Raw genomic sequence first — 20,471 nt, forward strand, 5'->3', positions numbered from 1 at the left:
TTTTAAATCATATATTTTTATTATATATCCAAGTTCAACGGTGAGCGTTATGAGTTTATCACTTCAAGAATATCAAAATTTATTGTATGGAAAATTAACAGCATGCAAAGGACAGTTTGATGCTTATATTTCAGAAAATGGTTTTAAGTTAGACTTTAACACAGAGCTAAACTACGTCTATCAAATTGTAATGTCAGGAGTAAACGTAGAATACAGCTTCCCTTACACCCCAGTTGAGTCCGTGATCAGTTCATTTTTAAAAGCTGCAAAACTAGGCCTTTCACTTTGCCCTAATGAGCAACTTTGCTTTTTAAAAACTGAGTATAGGGAGTCATCAGGTCAATATGTAACTGAGCTTGCATTAGGGTATAAAGGAATTCTTAAGCTTGCTTATCGTTCTGGAAAAGTAAAACAGATTAATGCGAATGTTTTTTATGAAAAAGACAATTTTCAATACAACGGTGTAAATTCAAAAGTTACTCACACTACAACCGTACTTTCAAAATCGATGCGTGGACAATTGGCCGGTGGGTATTGTCAAACAGAGCTTACTGACGGCTCTTTTAAGACAACAGTTATGCCACCAGAAGAAATTCTAGCTATTGAAGAGCAAGGTAAGGCAATGGGTAATGAAGCGTGGCTATCTGTTTATGTTGATCAAATGAGGGAAAAAACCCTTATTAAGCGCCACTGGAAGACTCTGTGCCCTTGCATTTACATCGATAGTGTTATGAATGACCCAATGTTGTTTGATGATCAAGATTGTCAGCACAATTCCAATCAGCAAGCTTATGAAGAACAATTCGAAAGTGCTTATTCAGGCGAGGCGTACTAATGTTATCAGTTCAAATTGAAAAGCTAATCAAATCTGCTTCAGACAATATTAAACAGTGGGAAACATTGTTCAACTTGGCTTCACATTCTCATTATTCCGCTTTGATTAAAGAGTGCGCACTAGATGACGTTGTTGCGACAATTAAAGAAGTGGATATGTTGATCGGTTCTCTGAGTCCTGAGCTGCTTAACCTAGTAAACATAAGAGTTAGGAAACATCCCTACACTACTGCATATTGTCTGTTTCCTGCACTAAATACAGATAATGTAATTGCCTACCTTGAAACTCAAGGTATTGTAAAAAGCTATGAACTTGCAGTCGTTTATGACAACGATAAGTTTTCAATTGATGTTAGCTCAAACAAGGTATCTCACGTTAAAGGTGATAGCACTCAGGAAGCTTCATACTCTGGTTCCTATTTATTATTAGAGTTTGAAAATGGTACAAGCAAAGTTTGGTATATGGATGAGTATGAAATGCACTCTGCTTTTGATGTATGGCAAAACAAAGTATTTGGGGGGATGGATGTATTCAACAATACTCTTGAATGGGCAGGTTTTGCATTAATTCTACGCGCCATGAAAACACTGGACATGCAGGATAGTGTAATTAGCCATCCAATATTACCAGTTTTAAAAAGCCGATTAACTTCATATTACTCGGATTTTTTCAAGTACTACAAAGAGGCCAATAACGATAAGTTTGCTAGCTGCGTTATTACTTCACAGTACGTATCAACAGAAGGTGGTGAACTTGAAGAAGCATTAAAAAAGCTAGATGACATCATTGAACCACCTGCAAATATTATCGTACTAGGCCAACATAACCGCCAAGTAAGTAATGAAGATACCGAAATGAATGAAGCATCAGAAGATCAGTGCGAATTTTATAACCTTGATTTTGGAGTTATCTGAATGATTAAAGTTGAGTCAGAAATTTTAAATAAATCGGGAAAGCGTGAAAACTGGCGTGAAATTGCATTTTTCGTAAACGATGACGAAACACAGTTTGAAGTTAGAGAATATTATGGCCAGCAAAAAATAGGTTATATGAAAGAAACAGCTCGGTTACCATTCGATTGCCTTGGGATTGCTCGAATGAACTACTCTAACATGCTTCGAACTAGGGTTATTGATGGATATGAACCTATCGAGCAATTAAAGACTAAAGTTCCATGTTTGCCATTTAGCAATTTTAAGCCTCCTATGTATAAGTGTGACTTTGACGTGCCTTTTGCAGAACAGCTTAGCAAAATAAATGACCCTGTTGTTATTCCTGTACAGCAAGGTAAGCGGGCTTATATAAAACTTGGCCAAGAATCGATTAATTCAATACAAGCTGTAGATATTAAAGGTAATGCTTTCACATTAGACAAAAACATTCAGGAAATGCTTGCCTCTAAAGTTGCAATTGGAAGCTTTGAAAGTGGCGTTTTAGAAACGTATATCCTCGATGATGGCTCAGTCTGCTTATACGATGTGATCATGCTAAATGGTACTGAGATTAACTCTAGCTATAAAGATAGACAGAAGTCATTAAAAGGAATGTTTGGCCATAAAAGTGGATTTACTTACCCGGATACGCTTGAAGCAAATACAGACCTTAAATCTCACCCTGGTAGACATTTTATTGTTAAAGACAATAGTGTGTCATGCTTGGATAGCAGAACCTTTGTAATACCAAATTTTTACAGTGTAAAAGTATTGATTGAGGAAAAGTATAGCTATAGACCAGGTTATTATAAGGTAATGTTTACAACACCTGAAGGATACGAGTCTATCGGTGATTTATATCATCCTCATGAAGAGTTGTATGCTAATACACAAATTCAAATAGCTTTTAAGAAAGTGGAAAACGGTAAACCGGTTAACTTTTGGTTTAGTCCCATTCAACATAAAAACAAGCTAAATTATGATGAAGACGGCACCGATATTTATCAGATGGCCCAACTCTCAGAGTTCTGGCATGGCTGTTAGTTATTAAGTTAGCTTGGAATTGATTGAAATTTTTCTATTTTCAGCAATATAGAAGAGCTTCGCGTCTACCCCTTACTGGTTATTGTTCTAGGCGCAGTAGCTCCTCTCTTCAAATTTTGACAAAAAAAAAGACCGATTAACGGTCTTTTCTTATTTTATTTTTTGCTTATTCGGTGGTGCATCCATAAATAACTACCGAAAAAAACTACATTACCAATAATGAAAAAGGTCAAACCAATAGCTTGGATTTCATTCATCTTGATCGTCCTCCTCGGAACCATTTAGGAAAGTTATATAGAAACCTATCACAACAGATGCCAACATACAAACAAAAGCAAGGACTAGCTTTATAAGTCCTTGAATTTGAATTTCGTAGCATGTTTTGTTGTCGAAACCACACGGGCCAAACATATCCGCAAAACCACTAACAGAGAGCTCTGGAATATAGCCAACAATTGTTGCTAATAAGATTAGTTCAACCATGATCTTATTTAGCATTTTGTTTTTCATAAGCACTCCTTAAACAAGTGCTTAGCTAATAAGCAATTCATTTGCATCTCCTCAAAGTAAATTTGAGGGATCACACCCTTGAGGGAGTAATCCCCCAAGGGTTGTTTATGCTTCGAATAGCAATTCTGCCGTTTCACAGGCATTTGCGATTGTCACATTGTGTATCACAAGCAAATCTACAGTCTTTCTATATTTTTCAATTAATAAAAAGTGAGTAGTTTTTGCTATGAAGTGTCTGATAACCATATCTGGATAGTATCCATTACGGTATGCTGCGAAATGACGTAGCTGAGAACCACCAGCTTTTGCCATTTCAATATGATGTTTACTCATTGCTCCTCCAAAGAACAGGGGGAGCTTCCCAAGCGGGGCTCCCCGCATGGGTTGGTTGTAAAAATCTAAAAGGTTACTTCAACCTCAATGTCACCTTTTGGCTTACAAACGCAAGGTAATATCTCACCTTCATTTGTAAAGCCAATTGGTTCATCGATATATTCGACATTGCCCTTTAGTAATTTGATGCGACACGCCCCACAAAAACCTGATTTACAGTTAGATGTTGGGGCAACACTATTCAGTTCTAAAGTCTGTAATAGTGTTCCATTTGTGTCATTGTAAACTTGACCAGAAACGCTAATCATTTGACACCCCCAGTATTAACAGAGATGTCAACAGGTAAGCGAAATGGAAAAGCACTAGGGCCTGCTAAGTTGTAGGTGTCCAGCCAGTCCATACTTTTGCTGCCATTAGGTATATCTAAAGGTGGCATATAAATATCAACAAACTTTCCTTCTCTACGTAGTCTTGCAGCTAATGCTTCTGCTTTTTCTTGACCTGCTCCAGATGCATCCTTATCAGCAAAAATTAATACTGAAGTCACATTATCTGGAATTTTAACCATTTCTAGCAAAGTGTCCGAATAACATGACCACATAGGACAGCCTGTAGCTTCGCGTACAGCTAATGCAGTTTCAATCCCCTCACATACGCCAATGAAGGTGTTATCTCCTTCAGTTACTGGTGAGTCAATTTTGATAGAACATCCACCAATATAGCTTGGCGGAGGCATTAACATTTTCGCATTAGGTACATCAGCTTTTAAGCCTTGATTGTTCAGGAAAATTCGATGAATCGTGATTCGATTACCATCTGAATCAGTCATTGAGCCTAATAAACCGTGAAGTTTCTTAGGCTTAGACTGACCATCTCCCCACCAAAGCTCATCAGCATACCCAAGTGTATACGGTAGAGTTTTCGCATCAGTTTTAAGTCCACGACTGTTCAAGTAAGCTTGTATCCGACCCGATTGATCATGAGCTGCAGGAATAGCGTGTTGAAAAAGCTTCTCAAGTTTTGCGACTCGTTTTGCTTTTTCATCATCGTTAATACCTTTTGGCTGTGAAGCTTTCACATTTTGAACGTATTCGCGCGAGATGCTTGATAAGTCACCACCACAGATATCGATTATTTTGTTTAAAGCGTCGCTTTTTGAGCAACTTTCCATAAACGCAATTACATCGATTCCGCCGGGTAAAGCACCTACGTCGTTATGGTATGCGCCACCGGTATCAACCCAATCGCGGAAAAGGCGAAACTTAGTTCTTCCGTTTCCAGTTTTTGGGCATGGTACTTGTGGTGAACCACCGTGGTTATTTGATTTTGAAACTGCTTCATTAAGTCCTGGGTAGGCTGAGTAGACAGAAGACCACCCGCCATTTGACTTAACTAAAGCAAGTACTTTATCTATTTTTGATTCAATCATTACAACTCTCCTATTCCTCAAGACGACCCTAAAGCGTCCTGAATACAAGGCGCTTTAGGTGGTCGCCTCGAATAAAAAGAAGAGTTAGCCCTAAGGCTAACTCATACGTTTAGCCTTGAGCTTGAGCTCGTTGTTGACCTTCAAATAAAGGTCCCCACTTAGCACGTAATGAAATAATCGTTTTACCGCCAATATGTACCTCTCTCACTTCTGTGTTAGGTATTGACGATGGGATTGGCATAATTGCCTTTTTAATTGAATTATTCATGCGTATCTCCTCCAAAGAGTACAAAAAAAGGGGATACGCCCCTTATGGGAAGTATCCCCACAAGGGTTGGTTTAATTTAAGTTAGATAAGGCCGCGCTCAGCAAATGAGACTGTGTTTTCACCAATAATGATGTGATCTAACACACTTACATCAATATGATTGAGTGCATGTTGGATCTTAGTGGTTATTAGCTTGTCCGCTTGCGATGGCTCAGCAATACCTGATGGGTGGTTGTGCGCTAAAATTACAGAGGCTGCATTCTTTTTTAGTACACTTTTTACAATCTCCCGGGGATAAACACTTGCAGCATTTATCGTTCCGGTAAAAAGTATTTCTTTGTCTATTAGTCTATTTTGGTTATCAAGGTAAAGCATGTAAAAAACCTCATGCTCTAACTCCTTCAAATGGACTTCAAGATAATCAGTTACTTGAGTAGGACTATTAAAAATAGCTCCTCGTCTCAGTCTATTGTTTAGAAACTTCTTGGCTGTTTCAATAATTTCATCAGAGCTAAGCTCAGACGTGATTATATATTTACCAGTTACTTCATTTAGTTTTAAGTTAGAAATAGTCATTGTCTCCTCCAAAGAAACATTAAGCGGAGACAATTACCCTGAGGATAATAATCCCCTATGGGTTGATTTAAGTTTGTTGAACACAAGCAAGCTGAACTCGCTTATGCTAAGTCTAGGGTTATACCCAAAGTAACAACGAGACGTCGATACTTGTTCTACACAAATACAAGGATTTGAGTAGCTTTTATGCTTTATCAAAATTAATTACCTTACGGTAAATTTGATAGCAAGGTGCCATCAGTAAATTAAGATAAAAGCAGAAAATCTATTTGGCTTATAGCCGCATTTTAAAACATTGTGTTTGCTTTAAAATGCGTCCAAAAGGGCGCATTACTTGGTTAAGCAATTAATTTATTTTTAATTACTTGTTTTAGAATTGAAGGTAACTCTTCAACGGTTTGAATGTTGAGTAATTCCTGATTCTCAAAGCCATAAAGCATTCCTGTGTTTATACCAATGCATACTATTTGAATACCTAGAAGTTCCGACATTTCAATCGACTTTTCTAAATACATTAGATCGCTTGCTTGGCCATCAGTTATGATAAAAACAACTTTCTTTTGCTCGACACGTAGTGAAAGCCTACGAATTACAGAATAAAGACTTAACCCTGTATGTGTTCCGCCTCTACTACTGACTCTAAAGTTGTCTTTAACGGCTTTAGTTGTTGATTTAAAGCATTTTGCTTCATATAGGTCACCGGCACTGAAATATATGCATTCACTATTTACGCCTTTCAACTTATCTATTGCTAAGTTAATTGCGAGCGCAGAAGTGTTTGCACCATTCATCTCAACAGCACTCATTGAACTAGACCTGTCAACGAGGACTGATATTGCCATTGTCGGGGCTTTAGTAATTCTTTCTGATTTAAAAACATTAAAATTACCAGCTTTTACTCCAGCAAGTCTATTTGCCTCAACAGTTCTACCTTGCTTAGAAAAGTTCACACATTTTCGGTCTAGCCCATAAATTATTTTATGGAGTTCTCGACTTATAGGTGTTGAAAGTCTCTTAGCTAGGTTCAGCTCTGCAGTACCAACTGTGCCACGATCATTTTTTGATATTAAAGGAGCATTGAAGTCAATTAGTTGCTCCATATGATTACTTGATCTTACTTCATCAGACATTTTCTCTAGCTCGTTATTAACTTGTTCATGCAAATCTGCCATGAGCTGACTTTCATCGGCATTTAGGCATTCATTTACAAAATTAATTACTTGCTGGCTAACACTTGAGTTTTGACCTTGGCTATCGCCTGAGTCATCACCTTGGCTATCGCCTGAGTTATCACCTTGGCTATCGCCTGGTTTAAACTCTATTTTCTTAAGTAATTGAATGATCTGTTCTGTAAGTTCATAACTATGTTGGTTAGATTGAAGAGCTGGTATCGTATCCAATAGCAAAATTAAATCGTGTACTGGTTTTTGGCCAATACAATCAGTTAATAAAGCTAATGCAATTTCACAGAACTCCTTTAGTTGTACTTGGTCGTTAATTTTATATCGACCATAATATACAACTACAGCTTGTAGCAGTAATGAAGGCGGGAAGCTATCAGTTGGTTTACTGAACCATCCCTTTTTAATACCTTGAGTAACCATCTTAGATAAATTTAAGATGGCACCCGGCCACTCCAGACAAACCATTCTTTCCATACGAATATCCTCAATGCCATTTCTAATAGCATTGAAAAATGCTCCTTTTTCATACGACTTAGCTGTCCATGTTCTATCGGTCCATCGTAGATGGCCTACTTCATGATCAATAGCGCCTTCCAAAAGTTCGAGATAATCGGGGTTTTCAAGATCACCTACGGGTAAAGTAATGCTGTTGTAATCTGTATAGCATCTGTTACCAGTTAAGTTAATCGTAATGTCACCACGGTTACTCATTACTCTTGATAGCATTCTAAATCGTTTTAATAGTTTTGATTTATTCATTTGCATCTCCTCCAGGAATGTTTAAGAGGGGATACACCCACAAGGGGTGAGTATCCCCTGTGGGTTTAGAATTAAAGGAAGCTAAATTGCTTCCTTAATTTGTTACCAATTAAATCCAAAATCACCTAATGAGTTGTTGCGCTCAACAGGCTCGGAAAAATCGGTTTCTTCTGTAGGCGCTAGGTCAAATTCAAAAGAATTTTCTTGATCAGCTGTTTCTACAATGATTGAACTCTCAGAAGCGGATTCACTTGACTCACCTGAAACGAAGTTATTCGCTTCGTCGGTACCCTCATGTGTAATTACTTCCGGCTCTGGTGTTGCACTATATTGAGGTTTTCCTTCTGCATGAAGGCGAAGTGTGTCTTCATTACTCATCACGAGTAACCAGTTGGTTAACTCTGAAAATGAATGACCTTCAATGTAGCCACTAGAAGGTAAGTTATTTAAAACCTCCTGTATTGTACTGACCACATTCTCAATACCACTATCTACAAATGATAAATCAATAAGTTTATTCATCATTCTTCTAAATGGTGAACGTACTTTTTGGCTTACGCGATTAACTGGTGTTTTGTCTTTAAACCAGTTTGTTTTATAGACACTACTTGCTTCCTTAGCAATTTCTTGCCAAAGAGTTTCTGCAACATCATTTTTGATATCGTCTTCATCATCATCAAAAAGCGCTTTCATAGCCAGAGGCTTTGTAAACGTCAGTTTGAATTTTGATTGGAACTCAACCTGAGATAAGGCATATTTATGGATCAGTGCAGCGATATCCGAATTTTCAGCCATATGTTGATTAACTGACTTATCATATTCAGCAATTAATACTGATACTTCGTCTTGCCAATCACGCTTTATTTCATCAAGCTCTGACTTAAGTTCATCTAATCTGGTTGTTGGGACAACCGTAAAGTCTCCGTACTTAACACCATAACTATTAAAAGTTCGTGTAAGACGGTTGTTGTACTTCGTTGTAAGCTTCAGCTTGCTTCTAGGAAACCACTGTAGTTTACTCCCCTTGATTTGATTAGATGATACTTTCTGACCATCTAGTTCTATCTTTGCGTTCGGTAAAGTTGATTCACCACATGGCGATCTTAATTGCCAGCCTAACAAACATGCTCCATTTTTAAGTGAAGTGTTTTGTTCTGCTAACTCTTTGCCATTTGCGATTGCTTCGTTTGATAAAGACATGTTGTCTCCTCCAATTTGATAAAAAAAGGGGAGACTTCCCTGTTGGGGAAAGTACTCCCCAAAGGGTTGGTTGATTAATAGGACCTGTGATTGGTTACATCACTTCAATATCCCATGTATTTTGATTAAAGTGGCCTATTCCCATAAGTGAATAACCTCTTTGTTCTTTATTTTTGGCAAGAGCATTTCTCTCACCGTTTACAGACATAAAAACCCATTTCCATTCAGTATTATCATTCTTGAACAACACATATGTCGTATTTTGGAATGATGTTACAGCCCAATATTTACCTTCACCGGCATGATGATAAACATCAAACGGGTTATTGCATTTCAGGTTACCTTGAGCATTGAACATAACTTGAGCTCGACAGTTTACAAAGTCACAGTTCTTCATTTTCTCATCCGAATGAATAAGAAAATAAGGATTGCCGTTCCTAATGTAATCAATCTTATCGGTTGCCTGAATTAACTCAGACATACTCATAGCTTTAATGTCTCTTACATCGTCAATTTTAAGTGGGTCTTTACCCCCTTCAATACGGAGGTATTTACCATTTGATGGTTGGTAGCTAAAACCAACAAAACGACCATTTTCAATTTCAAAGCACTCAAACACTGTGTCCCCTCTCTCAACTTTTAAGTTAGCCGAGTTAGAAGATGTGTTAGTGTTTGAGGTAGTTACTTTTTTTGAATTAACTCGCCAAGTGGTTTATTAATTTCATCACCCCATACTCGTTGAACAACAGAATTAACCTCTTCAATTTCATCATTATCAATGGAACCTAAGAACGAAAATTCAAATGACTCATATGGAGAACGATTGGCACCAAATGTCATCATGTAAAAACCCCAGTGGACTAAAGTTCGTGTTGAAAAAACACACCCCAATCCATTATCGATGTTGCCATCGTGGTCTTTACCTAATGCAGCTGTTCTTAAAGAGTCAGCTGTTTGTACCATAAGCTTGCGAATCGGCAATGTTAGTTTCGGAAAGTTCTTTTCCAAAATTTCCAACTCAACTGCTTTGCTTGGATATTTAGTTTTCAACCAACCAAAACGTGAACGTAATGCTTGGTCTAAACGTTGTGAAGTAATATACCTATCACTATCACCACCACCGGTAGTATTAGCTGTAGCAGCTATTCGACAGTTAGCATGTTTGTTTATGGTTTCACCGAAAACACTAAGTGTCCAAGGCTTGCCTTCAACAAACAAATGAAGCGATGTTGATAAATCTTCATTAGCTTTATCCACTTCATCTAAGATAACTAAACCACCGTATTTGTATCCGCATGCAGCTTGGCTGTATCGCTTGCGAGTAACATTATTACCTTTTCCATCAACAGCTAATTCATAACCACCTTCTAAGCGCTCACCACTCATGCCTACGGTTACTTTTTCAATGAAGACAGGCTCATTAAAGCGATCTGCAATGAATAGTAATAACTCCGTTTTACCTGTACCTGTTTCACCAACCAAGCCAAGAGGCTTCGGTTGAGCAGGCGCAAGCCACCATGCTAACGCTTTACGAAGTGTTGCTTCATCCGGCGTATAATGCATGTCTGCTTTTTGACAATTAGGGTGGCGGTGTTTACGAATTTTAATCTTATATTGATTAGGGTCGAAGATTTCAGGGAAACGCTCATGAGCGTCAACCTCTATCATTTCGTTATAATCAATTTTAGTTGCTGGTTTAATTGTAGATACGTTTGATTGTGTTTGAGTATTCATATTGTGTCTCCTCCAAAGAGATTTTTGAGGGACACTTATCCCTTCAAGGGTATAGTGTCCCTTGATGGGTTTGATTTCTTAATATTTAAAATGGTACTTCTAAAAAGTCTATATAACTTTTTTCATAAAGATGAAGGTTTGGTGAGTCTAGAACAGAACACTTTTCATATACTTCTTCTGTTTCATCCTCAACTGCAAGGTCTAGCATAAAATTCACTTGAGCCTCTGCCGCTAATTCCTTAGTTGCATAACTGGTAGAATTCCAAACTTCAACTGAGTCTGGCCAACCATCAATATGACCAAAGTGATAGCCTTCATCACTCTGACCTAATAGCAGCTTTCGCTCAGTAACATTATCATCAAGTAGAATCCAAGTATTAGACTCATGAATAGAATAAATTTCCATTATCAACTCCTAAAACTTTAGATCATGCCAAAGAGGGATGTCAGGCCCTTCTAAGTCACTATAAAGGTGAGAGTTAGACGATGAGAAATTGCTACCATTTAAGATGAAGTGCTTGTATTCACAAAGAGCTTTAGCGTATTTGTTAGTTACAAGTAATTCATTAAGTTGATTATACTGTTGTAAGATCTGTGGTACTGCAATTCTAATTGAACAAGCATCTAAATCTAGACACTGGCATACATAATCAAAATTTGCAGAGCAAATCCATTCAAGTTCGTCGTTTAGCATCTCTGAATTCGCTTTAGCATACCGAAGCATACCAAGTGAACGATACAAAACACTTTCCCATAACGCCTTAATGTTCTCGTCTGACCAATGAATGTAATATTCACCTCTTGCAGCATCCAAACAATCATCCATTAAACCAAAAAATACATCCTGCCCTGGGGCAACTTTACCTGCTCGATGAGCTGTTATGATGTCTTCGTCTAACGAATGGCACGTATATTCTGCATTTACTGACAGAAAGTGATCAGTTGTTCGCTTCGGCTTAAACTGCTTCTTTCTTTCAAGTTCTGCATTTATTTGAGCTTTGGTTATGGCTTTTTTTGGTCTAGCCATGATGTTCTCCTCCAAAGAGATTTTTAAAGGGAACATCCCCAGCAAAGGGAAAATTCCCCTTGTGGGTTGGTAGATAGGTTAGAGATTAACCGTGAAAAACGCGGTTTGACTCTTGATATAAACGGCTTGCGCGAATAACTAACTTGTTAGATCCATCACGTTTTGCTCGTTTAATTAATTTGCGTTCGCGACGACGTAAATATGCGCCGGTTGATTTGTTATTCATAAGTTCCTCCAAATTTTAAAAACCTGAAGGATTAACCTGTGAAGGTTAAACCCTCAGAGGTTAAAACAAGCAACGATGCTGCTTGGTGTGCACTCACAAAATAGATTTTTGCTTTTCAACTTGATGTTGAGAGTGCGTAACTAATATTCAACTTTAACTGCCATAGCAGAGTTATTCGCGAGAAGCGAAAAGGTATTATGAATATTAGAAAAAACAAAAGTGACATCCTTGTCATGCAAATTCCTAGGCTAGGAAACCTTATCTAGCTTGTTATTGTTGACTACCGCCATACCCCCCTGGTTGAGGTTTAGGAGCAAAACCGCCCTGCGATTGCGGATAGTGTATTGGTGCGCTCTGGTCTTGCTGGCTGCGCTGATAGTTTTGTGCATTATTTTGCTGTTGACTATGATGCTGAGGCGCACTTTGGTAGTTTGAAGAACTATTTTGTTGTGGGTGACTATTTTGTTGGTTCTGATTGCCAATTAAGCCAGAGGCTTTTAAACATTCCACTTCAACTTTTCTAAGATGTTGAATTAGCTCGATAGCTTTAATCTTTGTTGAAGAGCGGTTTTGCCCACTATTATCAGTCCACTTTTCTTGAACAAGTTTTCCTCTTAAAGTTACTTCGTCCCCTACTTCAATAGCTGGTTTAAAATTCTTTAAAAACCGACTATCCACTTTGACATCAAAAAAGTAAGTTCTGTCAACCCACTCACTTTGTCCGTTAGGTTCGTTTGACTTCTTAAAGTAGCCGTCATCACAAGCAATTGTCACAGTACCAAAATACCCATCTTGACCATTTCTGATATCAAGACTCGCGACTCTACCACCAAGCCTTGCTGAATTATCTTTTGCAGTACGCATAAATAAGCCCTCTATAAAGTTATAAAATCATCACAACTGATGTAGATATAATTACATAAAGAAAATATCGCGCGACTTAATCAAAAATAACGGCAATATTCACCGTAACCCTTTGAATAAACTCTAATATATAAAGCTCATTCAGAGAGTAAGGTTTACCCTACTATCTGTTAAACATCCCATTCACATACAAAATCGCTTTCGCCAATTAAGCCTCTAGAAATGGCCTTTTGCTTTACAGCTGATAGGTAGTCTGGTTTGTCTAAATGATTAACATCAATCTGTTTTATCTCACCTGAGAATAATGTAAGTGTTGATGTTGATTTGTCGAAAATATGAAAAGCAGTATCTTCAAACATAGGTTTCTCCTTACTGGTTATACCTAAGCATCCTGCTTCAAGCTGGATAGGTATAACCAGTAAGGAAATTCACAGGGAGCTAATGCTCGCCTGTGAAAGTTGATTTAATCAGTGGATGACTCATATTTGCTTCAACAAAGAATTCAAAATTAACAAGGTTCATTCCAAGAATATTACTATGTGAAATATTCTCATCTGAAAACCTAATTTCACCGGGAACAGCGAATACTTTGTCTTTGTTGAATATCTCAGTTGCTATTTGACTGGCCTCGTTATGTGTTTCAGCTGTTGCTAAAACTTTTAACGTTATCCTGTCATATACAATGCAATATACACTCTAAATCTTTAACTGATTGTGATTGTTGTAGCCCGAATAGGTTGGAATTAGTTTATTCAAATTAACCCCAGCTTGAACTAGCTATTGATAGAATTGGCTTAACGATGATGCTGTGAATTTTGATTGCAACATATGTGCACGCCAGTAATATAAGAATGATATCCATAATCTCCTCCAATGCATTTGACCGAAAACGCAGAACTAAAAATAAGTAGATCTGTATAGCGGTCGCATCGAATGAGATTTCGATTCCTATACAGAAGAGTATCCCGTATAGGAATTGGTTAGGTATTTGTGAAAGAATCACTTCAACCGTCTTAATACCAAGAAGGTATTAACGCTGAGATTTAACTTCAACAGCTAGAAGCCACTTTAAATACCAATAGGCATAATTATGCATAGTGCAAAAATCAAAGACCTAAAAGGTAAAGTGGATTGAGAAATCATTATTGGAAGTTTGTATTCCGATAATGACTCAGAAGAGTGGTTGTGACGTTGATAGTCTGTGTTGATTGGTTAACCCTAAAGGCTGAACCTTTAGGGTTATAATCAATATAATTGCTTATAAATTTTTAGTCAACAATACAAAAGATTAAATTTCCAGAAATAAGTCAAACAACATTTGATTAATCGTTAGTGTAGTAAATCTCTTCGATAAACTCGCTTGGAAAACAAACATTATTAATATCTGATGTTATTGGCGGGCTATATTCGTAATCTTTTTTGAATAGTGCCAATTCACCCACATCCTTTAAATCATCAATATCAGCCTTATTTAAGTAGCTATGAATAAATAACCGTTGCTCAGCGCGTGTCATCCCAACAAACAGCAAACGTCTTTCCTCATCGATTGGTGACTGCATATTTGGCATTGTTTCATGGATAACATCAAAAATAGCCACATTAGTCCACTCTAGGCCTTTAGAGCCATGGTATGTGGTTAAAGTTACCACTGATTTATCAATTTCAGATTTGCTGTTTTGCTCTTTAATTTTATCTGAGTAAAGCTTAATTCTTTCGAACCAAGAGCCTGTTTTTGTCTTGAGCCCTTCAAGAAGTAATGTTTCAACAGCGCATTTATTCAGCTTGTCGCCTTTTGAGCGGCGCTCTATGATGAAATCAATCAACAAATCAATTCTTGTGTTTATCTCTTTGGAATCATGAGTGTTTTCAAATAAATAATAATTTGAATAGAACATTTCAAAAGCCGTTCCATTAATTGATTGACCGTAATTATTTAGATATGACTCAATATCAGAATTACTTTTGATACTTTCAGAAATTAAAGGAATTAGGTTCTCATCCTCTTTTAAGTACCCTAAAACTTCTGACAGATGGTAGTGTGCAAACTTATTTAAAAGATATAAACACAGTTTAATTACGAAATCACCAGCGCTTGTTTTAAAAATACTTGTTTGATTGTTTCTTGAATACGCTACTTCATGTTCTATCAGAAACTCTTCTATTGAGTCCAATGCAACATTAGTTCTGCTTAGGATCGCCCACTCACCATCATATTTATTGTAGTTTTCTAAAAATGTTAACAGCATACTTTTTTTAAATTTATGTATGTATGTTTTAACAGTGCCACCAACTTCCTTCCCCGAGACCATACCTTTGGGAATTCTATCTTTATTAAATTCTATTAGATTTTTACTGGCATCTATTATTTCAGGTCTACATCTAAAACACTTTGCAAGCATATGAATATTGGGTTTAAATTCATCTTTAAACTTAAGCATTGTTTCATAACTTCTAGCGCCTCTCCATGAGTAGATACTTTGATCATCATCTCCAACAGGTGTTAGATTAATCCCTCCGCGCCCCTGCAGGGCAATCCACTCATATTGTAGTAAATCTGTGTCTTGAAACTCATCAATCATTAGGTCTGTACAATTTAATAGCGGTATTTCCCCACTTAAAGTTCCTTCTACCGCGCGCCTGGTTGCGTCATCTAAGTCATACAGGTGGTTCTTTATCTTTAACTCTTGATAACATTCTTTAACTAGCTTAACAGCGTCTTTATCAAACCCTTTTTTTTCATCTAATGGCTGATCATTTAAAATGCTCGTAATGTCACTGAATGTTACTTTTAACTCCGGTAGTAGGTGCTCATTCTCGATGTAATTCTTCAATCTCTCAATAAAGTTGAAGTATGTTGCTCCAATTAGTAGCTTACCTTGCATGAGTTTCTTTGTTTGGTTAAGAAACTGCCTGTGAAATGTAGTTACAGAAACTCTATTTATTGATGATTGTGGAAGAGCTATTTCCAACCTTTCTTGCATTTCGTTGACGGCCGCATTTGTAAATGTAACGAGAATAACCTTCCTGTCATATGATTTTTTTAGTACGTTTTTTACTTTTTCAATTAATGTTTTTGTTTTACCACTACCTGCTGTAGCAAGAATCAAAGAGTGATTATTAACATCGTTAGCTGCTGATTCTTGCTCTAATGTCATCGTCAATGTTAGCTCTCCAACGTTCTTTTGATTTGTAATGATTCAGCTATGTAATTATTTGCCTCTAGATTGTCAGCCAAATCTAAAAGCTCTGTTTTTTCTTCCTTTGTAAATGAGCTCAAATTGGAATTTGCACCTAGAGACAAGATATTTTCCGCTTTTAATAATGCATCATTGCTCATTTCTGTATTATCAAGAACTTGCCTTAATCCAACCTCTTGTGACTCGGTCATAGTGACTTCACCACCAGCTACAGGATGTAGGCTAGACGGGTTTCTCTCTTCAATTGAATTTTCTCTATTGTTAACCATCGCTGCTTCACCAGCGTTTGTTTCATTAAAACTTAGGTTCTCAGAACTAGAGTTGTTCAAAACTGAACTTTCATCTGAGTTAGATTGCTCAAAAGACTCACCTTTCTGAGAAGAATTAGAAGCAGTTAACTGTGTTTGAGTCTGCACATTATCATCGCTTTTGTCAGTTTTTAGACTAGACTCAGCAACAATAGAACCACCACTTGCCGATGTCTGAAGGTTTTCTGATTGGTCTGTACTCACAGGGCTGCTTTGCAACTCTGGACTAGTGGTGCTGCCAATAGAAGCATTCTCACTATTTAATGTACCACCAGTATTTACCGAGGCCTGAAGGTTTTCTGATTGGTCTGGACTCACAGGGCTGCTTTGCAACTCTGGACTAGTGATGCTGCCAATAGAAGCATTCTCACTATTTAATGTGCCGCCAGTACTTACTGAAGCCTGAAGGTTTTCTGATTGGTCTGGACTCACAGGGCTGCTTTGCAACTCTGGACTAGCATTGCGATCAGTCGAACCATTCTCACTATTTAACGTACCGCCAGTACTTGCCGATGCCTGAAGGTTTTCTGATTGGTCTGGACTCACAGGGCTGCTTTGCAACTCTGGACTAGTGGTGCTGCCAATAGAAGCATTCTCACTATTTAATGTACCACCAGTATTTACCGAGGCCTGAAGGTTTTCTGATTGGTCTGTACTCACAGGGCTGCTTTGCAACTCTGGACTAGTGGTGCTGCCAATAGAAGCATTCTCACTATTTATCGCACCGCCAGTATTTACCGATGCCTGAAGGTTTTCTGATTGTGTGCCCACTAAAGAACGACCTGAATCTGTAGTATTCGGATAAGAATCATCTTTTGTGCCAGAATATTGGTAGGTATCAATACGATCCCTTGAATCATTGCCTGCAATCGATGCCTCTTTAGATAAAACATTCCCGCTTTCATCTTTACCAGTACTGTTAACCCCACTATTTACCTCACTTGGCTTGATAGGGGTTTCTTCTATTGCTTCACCACGGTTATTATCAACTGATGAGCTTTTTGGTGTTTCGCTCAGTGAATTCTGTTGTGTGACAGAGCTCTTATCATAATCACTTTCATTTACAGACTGTTGCCGCACTGAGGCTTCGCTTGAATTAAGGCTGTTTACAGGTGGATTTGCTTCTTTAGTACCGGCATCACTATAATTCGGTGTGAAGGCAGTTGTGATCGCTTCGCTTAATGTTCTTTGTGCTTCTGGAGCTGTGCTTAGTAAGTTGTTTATTGTAAGTAGATCTCTCATGTCATCATGAGAAAGATTTCTTGGAGTATCGCTTGTGCCATAAAGGGCGTTCGCAGCAAACTCCTTCGCTTTACTAGAAACACCTTCTGAGTGAATTGCGTTATTAATTACTTGGCTTTCATGCTCCTTAGATGCACTTGATTCATACCCATTTTTAGTTTGCTCATCTGAAGTAATAGAAGCAATTGTATTTGTTAGTGTTTCTGCCTCGCTATCTTTACCTGCAATTAAAAGTGCATCCCTCATCTTATTCAGATCTTCCATTGCTTCAGGGGTGATGTTAGTAAAGTCAGGAATACTAAATTCTCGACTAGAAACTTGTGCTGATTTAAAATTATCTAAATTTCGATCATTAAGTTCCTTAAAGCTAACTCCTGATGTATCACCAGTTGCATTAAAGTTTGCTAACGCATATTTAGCTATCTCTTTGGCATCTTGGTCATAATTTCCTTTGGTAATACCATCAACAAGACCTTGGCCACTAGGTTTCGATCTGTTTTCAGTTCGATCTAAATTTTCTCTCTCATTTAATCCAGCAAACCCAGCCATTGAGCTAGCTTGAGAGTCGTAGTTTACTGATTCCAAACTACCTTTTTGACTTGGCTCATCTTTATACCTTGATGGGTTGTACTGAGGTTCTAAACCTAACTGTGGGGATAACTCATTTAGCGCTTCTAAATGACGAGCGTATTTAGCATCATTAATACCTAAGAAACTATCATCTCCTTTCGTGGCTGCAATTACGTCCTCAATTTGACCATCATCAAGGTTTGCCAATGCTGAGTATGCCGCAATTAACTCACTACTCTTCAGGGCATTATTAATTGATTCATTCTCTCTCATCTCCTGTACAGCTGAGATATTTTCTTGAGCATTTCTGTAAGGGTTATTAGGTAGCGTTGAAGCAAGAAGAGCTGAGTTTGAATTTAAACTTTCATTGAAGGCAGCTAGAGACTCAGGGCGCATTGCTGTTTGAACAGCCCCAGCATACATTAGTGTTTCATTTGGAGATAAGCGTTCACCATTAATAATCGAACCTTCACCATTTGCTGCGCTAGTTAGTAAGTTTCTAATAGCTTCTGGTGTATTGTTTGATAAAACACCAAAACCCATTTCAATTAGATTCGAATTAATACCTTCACCATTACCAGACTTCTTAAACTCATCCGTAACAGCCTCACCCACTGAAGAGGTGAATAGTGAGCCAATAGAACTAACTACACCGCCAGATAATTCATTAGATTCTGAGCCTAATACTTTTAATGATCCAAATGCATGCGCTAAATTATTTGCATTTTTATCTTCTGACTCAGAAACAACATCCTCACCCTTAGCTTTAACAGCACCTGTACCAGATGCCCCTCTACTACTAACCTCGTTTTGAGATTGCTCTTTGTGTTCAGCAAATGCTTGTGCATTACGCTCATTATTGAACATGTTTGTTGGATCAGTCTTTATGCCACTGTTTACATCATTACTTAAAGTGTTGGTGTCTATGCCAGTATTATCTTCAGGTTTTGGAATATGTGAATTATCACTAGGTTTATATCCATTCAATTGGTCACTAAGTGAAATTAGGCTCGGCGCTTGTAATGTTTCACCTAGTTCTCTCATTAAGCCTGCAGAAGCTCCTCTTTCGGTATTAGCTTGTTTTAGTGCTGTAACTCCAGTTGAAAGAGGAAGTTGGTTACCATTATGATCTGTAGACAGCACTTCAGTATTTCCAGACATTCTTGCGATTGCATCAGTAACCGTATTGGCCAAAGCAATATTATTTTTTTGGCTTTCTGGTAATCTCGCGTTATCACCTTTATTTACCTGCTCTTTGTGGTAGTCGAACCTGTCTCCCAGCTCAGAAATTAAAGCACTTCTCTTGTCACCAGATAAACTATTTAAGCCTTCATCACCAATCAAACTACCTAAAAGAACATGCTGCTGCTCATCTGAAAGTGTTGAAACAATTGAGCCGATTGATGCTTTATTTGCTCCTGTGGTTGAGTTTTGAACCTCACCTGCATTCATTTGCGTCATTACTTTTGAAGCGGAGCTAGCTGTATTCCCCTCAGCTTCAAGGGCTTGAGCTTGAAGCATATTTGTATGAGCATTTGTAACAGCTTCCTGTCGGGAAACCGCCTCTTTACTTGCAACTGAGTTATCACTGCTCGATGATTGAGCCATTTTTACTGCATTCCCCCAGTTTGCTTTTATCGATTCAGAAACTTGTGCACGTTCGTCCTCTGACAATCTTTCTGAGGCGCCTACTTGCTTTTGTGATGCAGCTTTTGCTGTGATCGCTGCTTTCGCATCAGCACCTAAACCAAACCCTGCTATTGATGGAGCCCCCTTTGCTACCATGCTTGCGGAGCCCTGTAGTATGTGATCATATGCATCAGATAAACTCATGTTACTTTCAGTTGCATATGCTGCGGTTTGTGCCGCTAAGAAAGCTTCATCCTCTGATAATTGTGAAGTATCCACACTCTCAAACGACTCTCCTTGTTTATACCCTTTGATTGAATCTAAAGTAGCAGATTTACTATCAGTGGCAGTTTTTTGTAATGTTTGGCTAGCGGCTTCAGTATTTGCCAATTGAGTATTTCTAGAGCCAATCGCTGACAACTCAGCTGATGACTGTTTAAGGTAACCCGAGGCTGGCCCTGCGCCACCCGGATTAATACTTACATCATTTCGTTGTCCACCATTCAGTTGAGCTTGGCTCCATTGCCCATATGAGGAATGAACATCACTGGCTTGCATAGTAGTATCACCTTGACTTGCTTTACCTCCATTTGCAGATGTTGTG

20 protein-coding genes are annotated in these 20,471 nt (G+C 38.0%); 3 read left to right on the top strand and 17 right to left on the bottom strand.

The window, feature by feature from the left end:
• Positions 1–49 precede the first annotated feature (49 nt).
• The 3 genes from H5232_RS11130 to H5232_RS11140 are packed head-to-tail and all read left to right on the top strand — an operon-like array spanning position 50 to position 2,811.
• The gene (locus tag H5232_RS11130; RefSeq protein WP_182830892.1) at positions 50–835 is read left to right on the top strand and encodes a recombinase RecT; all 786 of its coding nucleotides are present in this window, start codon (positions 50–52) and stop codon (positions 833–835) included.
• Positions 835–1,749, top strand: coding sequence for a hypothetical protein (locus tag H5232_RS11135; RefSeq protein WP_182830893.1), 915 nt, complete (start codon positions 835–837; stop codon positions 1,747–1,749). The genes H5232_RS11130 and H5232_RS11135 overlap by 1 nt, the downstream gene beginning before the upstream one ends.
• Positions 1,750–2,811 carry a hypothetical protein gene (locus H5232_RS11140; protein WP_182830894.1) on the top strand — a complete coding sequence of 354 codons (1,062 nt, stop codon included), beginning with the start codon at positions 1,750–1,752 and terminating at the stop codon, positions 2,809–2,811.
• Between the two features lie 249 nt (positions 2,812–3,060).
• Here the strand turns inward: H5232_RS11140 and H5232_RS11145 are convergent, their stop codons facing one another.
• The 17 genes from H5232_RS11145 to H5232_RS11225 all read right to left on the bottom strand — a co-directional run bounded on the left by H5232_RS11145 (position 3,061) and on the right by H5232_RS11225 (position 20,425).
• Positions 3,061–3,321 carry a hypothetical protein gene (locus H5232_RS11145; protein WP_138534076.1) on the bottom strand — a complete coding sequence of 87 codons (261 nt, stop codon included), beginning with the start codon at positions 3,319–3,321 and terminating at the stop codon, positions 3,061–3,063.
• A gap of 105 nt (positions 3,322–3,426) precedes the next feature.
• Positions 3,427–3,654, bottom strand: a complete 228-nt coding sequence (locus H5232_RS11150) for a hypothetical protein (RefSeq protein ID WP_036973827.1) — start codon at positions 3,652–3,654, stop codon at positions 3,427–3,429.
• Positions 3,655–3,719: 65 nt separating this feature from the next.
• Entirely contained in the window at positions 3,720–3,962 is a 243-nt protein-coding gene (yfaE, locus tag H5232_RS11155) for a class I ribonucleotide reductase maintenance protein YfaE (protein ID WP_036973826.1), read from the bottom strand.
• A complete protein-coding gene (locus H5232_RS11160) occupies positions 3,959–5,083 on the bottom strand; it encodes a toprim domain-containing protein (protein WP_138534075.1) in 1,125 nt (374 codons plus the stop codon). Before H5232_RS11160 ends, yfaE begins: the two co-directional genes overlap by 4 nt.
• A gap of 109 nt (positions 5,084–5,192) precedes the next feature.
• Positions 5,193–5,351, bottom strand: a complete 159-nt coding sequence (locus tag H5232_RS11165; RefSeq protein WP_182830895.1) for a hypothetical protein — start codon at positions 5,349–5,351, stop codon at positions 5,193–5,195.
• 81 nt (positions 5,352–5,432) lie between these two features.
• Positions 5,433–5,927, bottom strand: coding sequence for a DNA repair protein RadC (radC, locus tag H5232_RS11170; protein ID WP_182830896.1), 495 nt, complete (start codon positions 5,925–5,927; stop codon positions 5,433–5,435).
• A gap of 338 nt (positions 5,928–6,265) precedes the next feature.
• The gene (locus H5232_RS11175; protein ID WP_182830897.1) at positions 6,266–7,870 is read right to left on the bottom strand and encodes a VWA domain-containing protein; all 1,605 of its coding nucleotides are present in this window, start codon (positions 7,868–7,870) and stop codon (positions 6,266–6,268) included.
• A gap of 102 nt (positions 7,871–7,972) precedes the next feature.
• On the bottom strand, positions 7,973–9,070 hold the full coding sequence (locus H5232_RS11180; RefSeq protein ID WP_182830898.1) for a DUF3150 domain-containing protein: 1,098 nt from the start codon (positions 9,068–9,070) through the stop codon (positions 7,973–7,975).
• Positions 9,071–9,164: 94 nt separating this feature from the next.
• Positions 9,165–9,689 carry a hypothetical protein gene (locus tag H5232_RS11185; RefSeq protein ID WP_118845611.1) on the bottom strand — a complete coding sequence of 175 codons (525 nt, stop codon included), beginning with the start codon at positions 9,687–9,689 and terminating at the stop codon, positions 9,165–9,167.
• Between the two features lie 62 nt (positions 9,690–9,751).
• The gene (locus H5232_RS11190; RefSeq protein WP_175083336.1) at positions 9,752–10,804 is read right to left on the bottom strand and encodes an AAA family ATPase; all 1,053 of its coding nucleotides are present in this window, start codon (positions 10,802–10,804) and stop codon (positions 9,752–9,754) included.
• A gap of 85 nt (positions 10,805–10,889) precedes the next feature.
• Positions 10,890–11,210 (bottom strand): hypothetical protein, encoded by a 321-nt coding sequence (locus tag H5232_RS11195; RefSeq protein ID WP_182830899.1) that lies wholly within the window; start codon positions 11,208–11,210, stop codon positions 10,890–10,892.
• A 9-nt stretch (positions 11,211–11,219) separates the two neighbouring features.
• Complete coding sequence (locus H5232_RS11200) at positions 11,220–11,831, bottom strand: hypothetical protein (protein ID WP_138533951.1); 612 nt, start codon at positions 11,829–11,831, stop codon at positions 11,220–11,222.
• 85 nt (positions 11,832–11,916) lie between these two features.
• Complete coding sequence (locus H5232_RS11205) at positions 11,917–12,057, bottom strand: hypothetical protein (RefSeq protein WP_162898092.1); 141 nt, start codon at positions 12,055–12,057, stop codon at positions 11,917–11,919.
• A gap of 270 nt (positions 12,058–12,327) precedes the next feature.
• Complete coding sequence (locus tag H5232_RS11210) at positions 12,328–12,921, bottom strand: single-stranded DNA-binding protein (RefSeq protein WP_182830900.1); 594 nt, start codon at positions 12,919–12,921, stop codon at positions 12,328–12,330.
• A gap of 170 nt (positions 12,922–13,091) precedes the next feature.
• Complete coding sequence (locus H5232_RS11215) at positions 13,092–13,280, bottom strand: hypothetical protein (protein ID WP_182830901.1); 189 nt, start codon at positions 13,278–13,280, stop codon at positions 13,092–13,094.
• A gap of 963 nt (positions 13,281–14,243) precedes the next feature.
• Positions 14,244–16,076, bottom strand: coding sequence for a UvrD-helicase domain-containing protein (locus tag H5232_RS11220; protein WP_182830902.1), 1,833 nt, complete (start codon positions 16,074–16,076; stop codon positions 14,244–14,246).
• A gap of 8 nt (positions 16,077–16,084) precedes the next feature.
• A complete protein-coding gene (locus tag H5232_RS11225) occupies positions 16,085–20,425 on the bottom strand; it encodes a hypothetical protein (protein ID WP_182830903.1) in 4,341 nt (1,446 codons plus the stop codon).
• Positions 20,426–20,471: the final 46 nt, after the last annotated feature.

Origin of the sequence: Pseudoalteromonas sp. SG41-5 (assembly GCF_014164495.1) — a bacterium.
Taxonomy (GTDB): domain Bacteria; phylum Pseudomonadota; class Gammaproteobacteria; order Enterobacterales; family Alteromonadaceae; genus Pseudoalteromonas; species Pseudoalteromonas rhizosphaerae.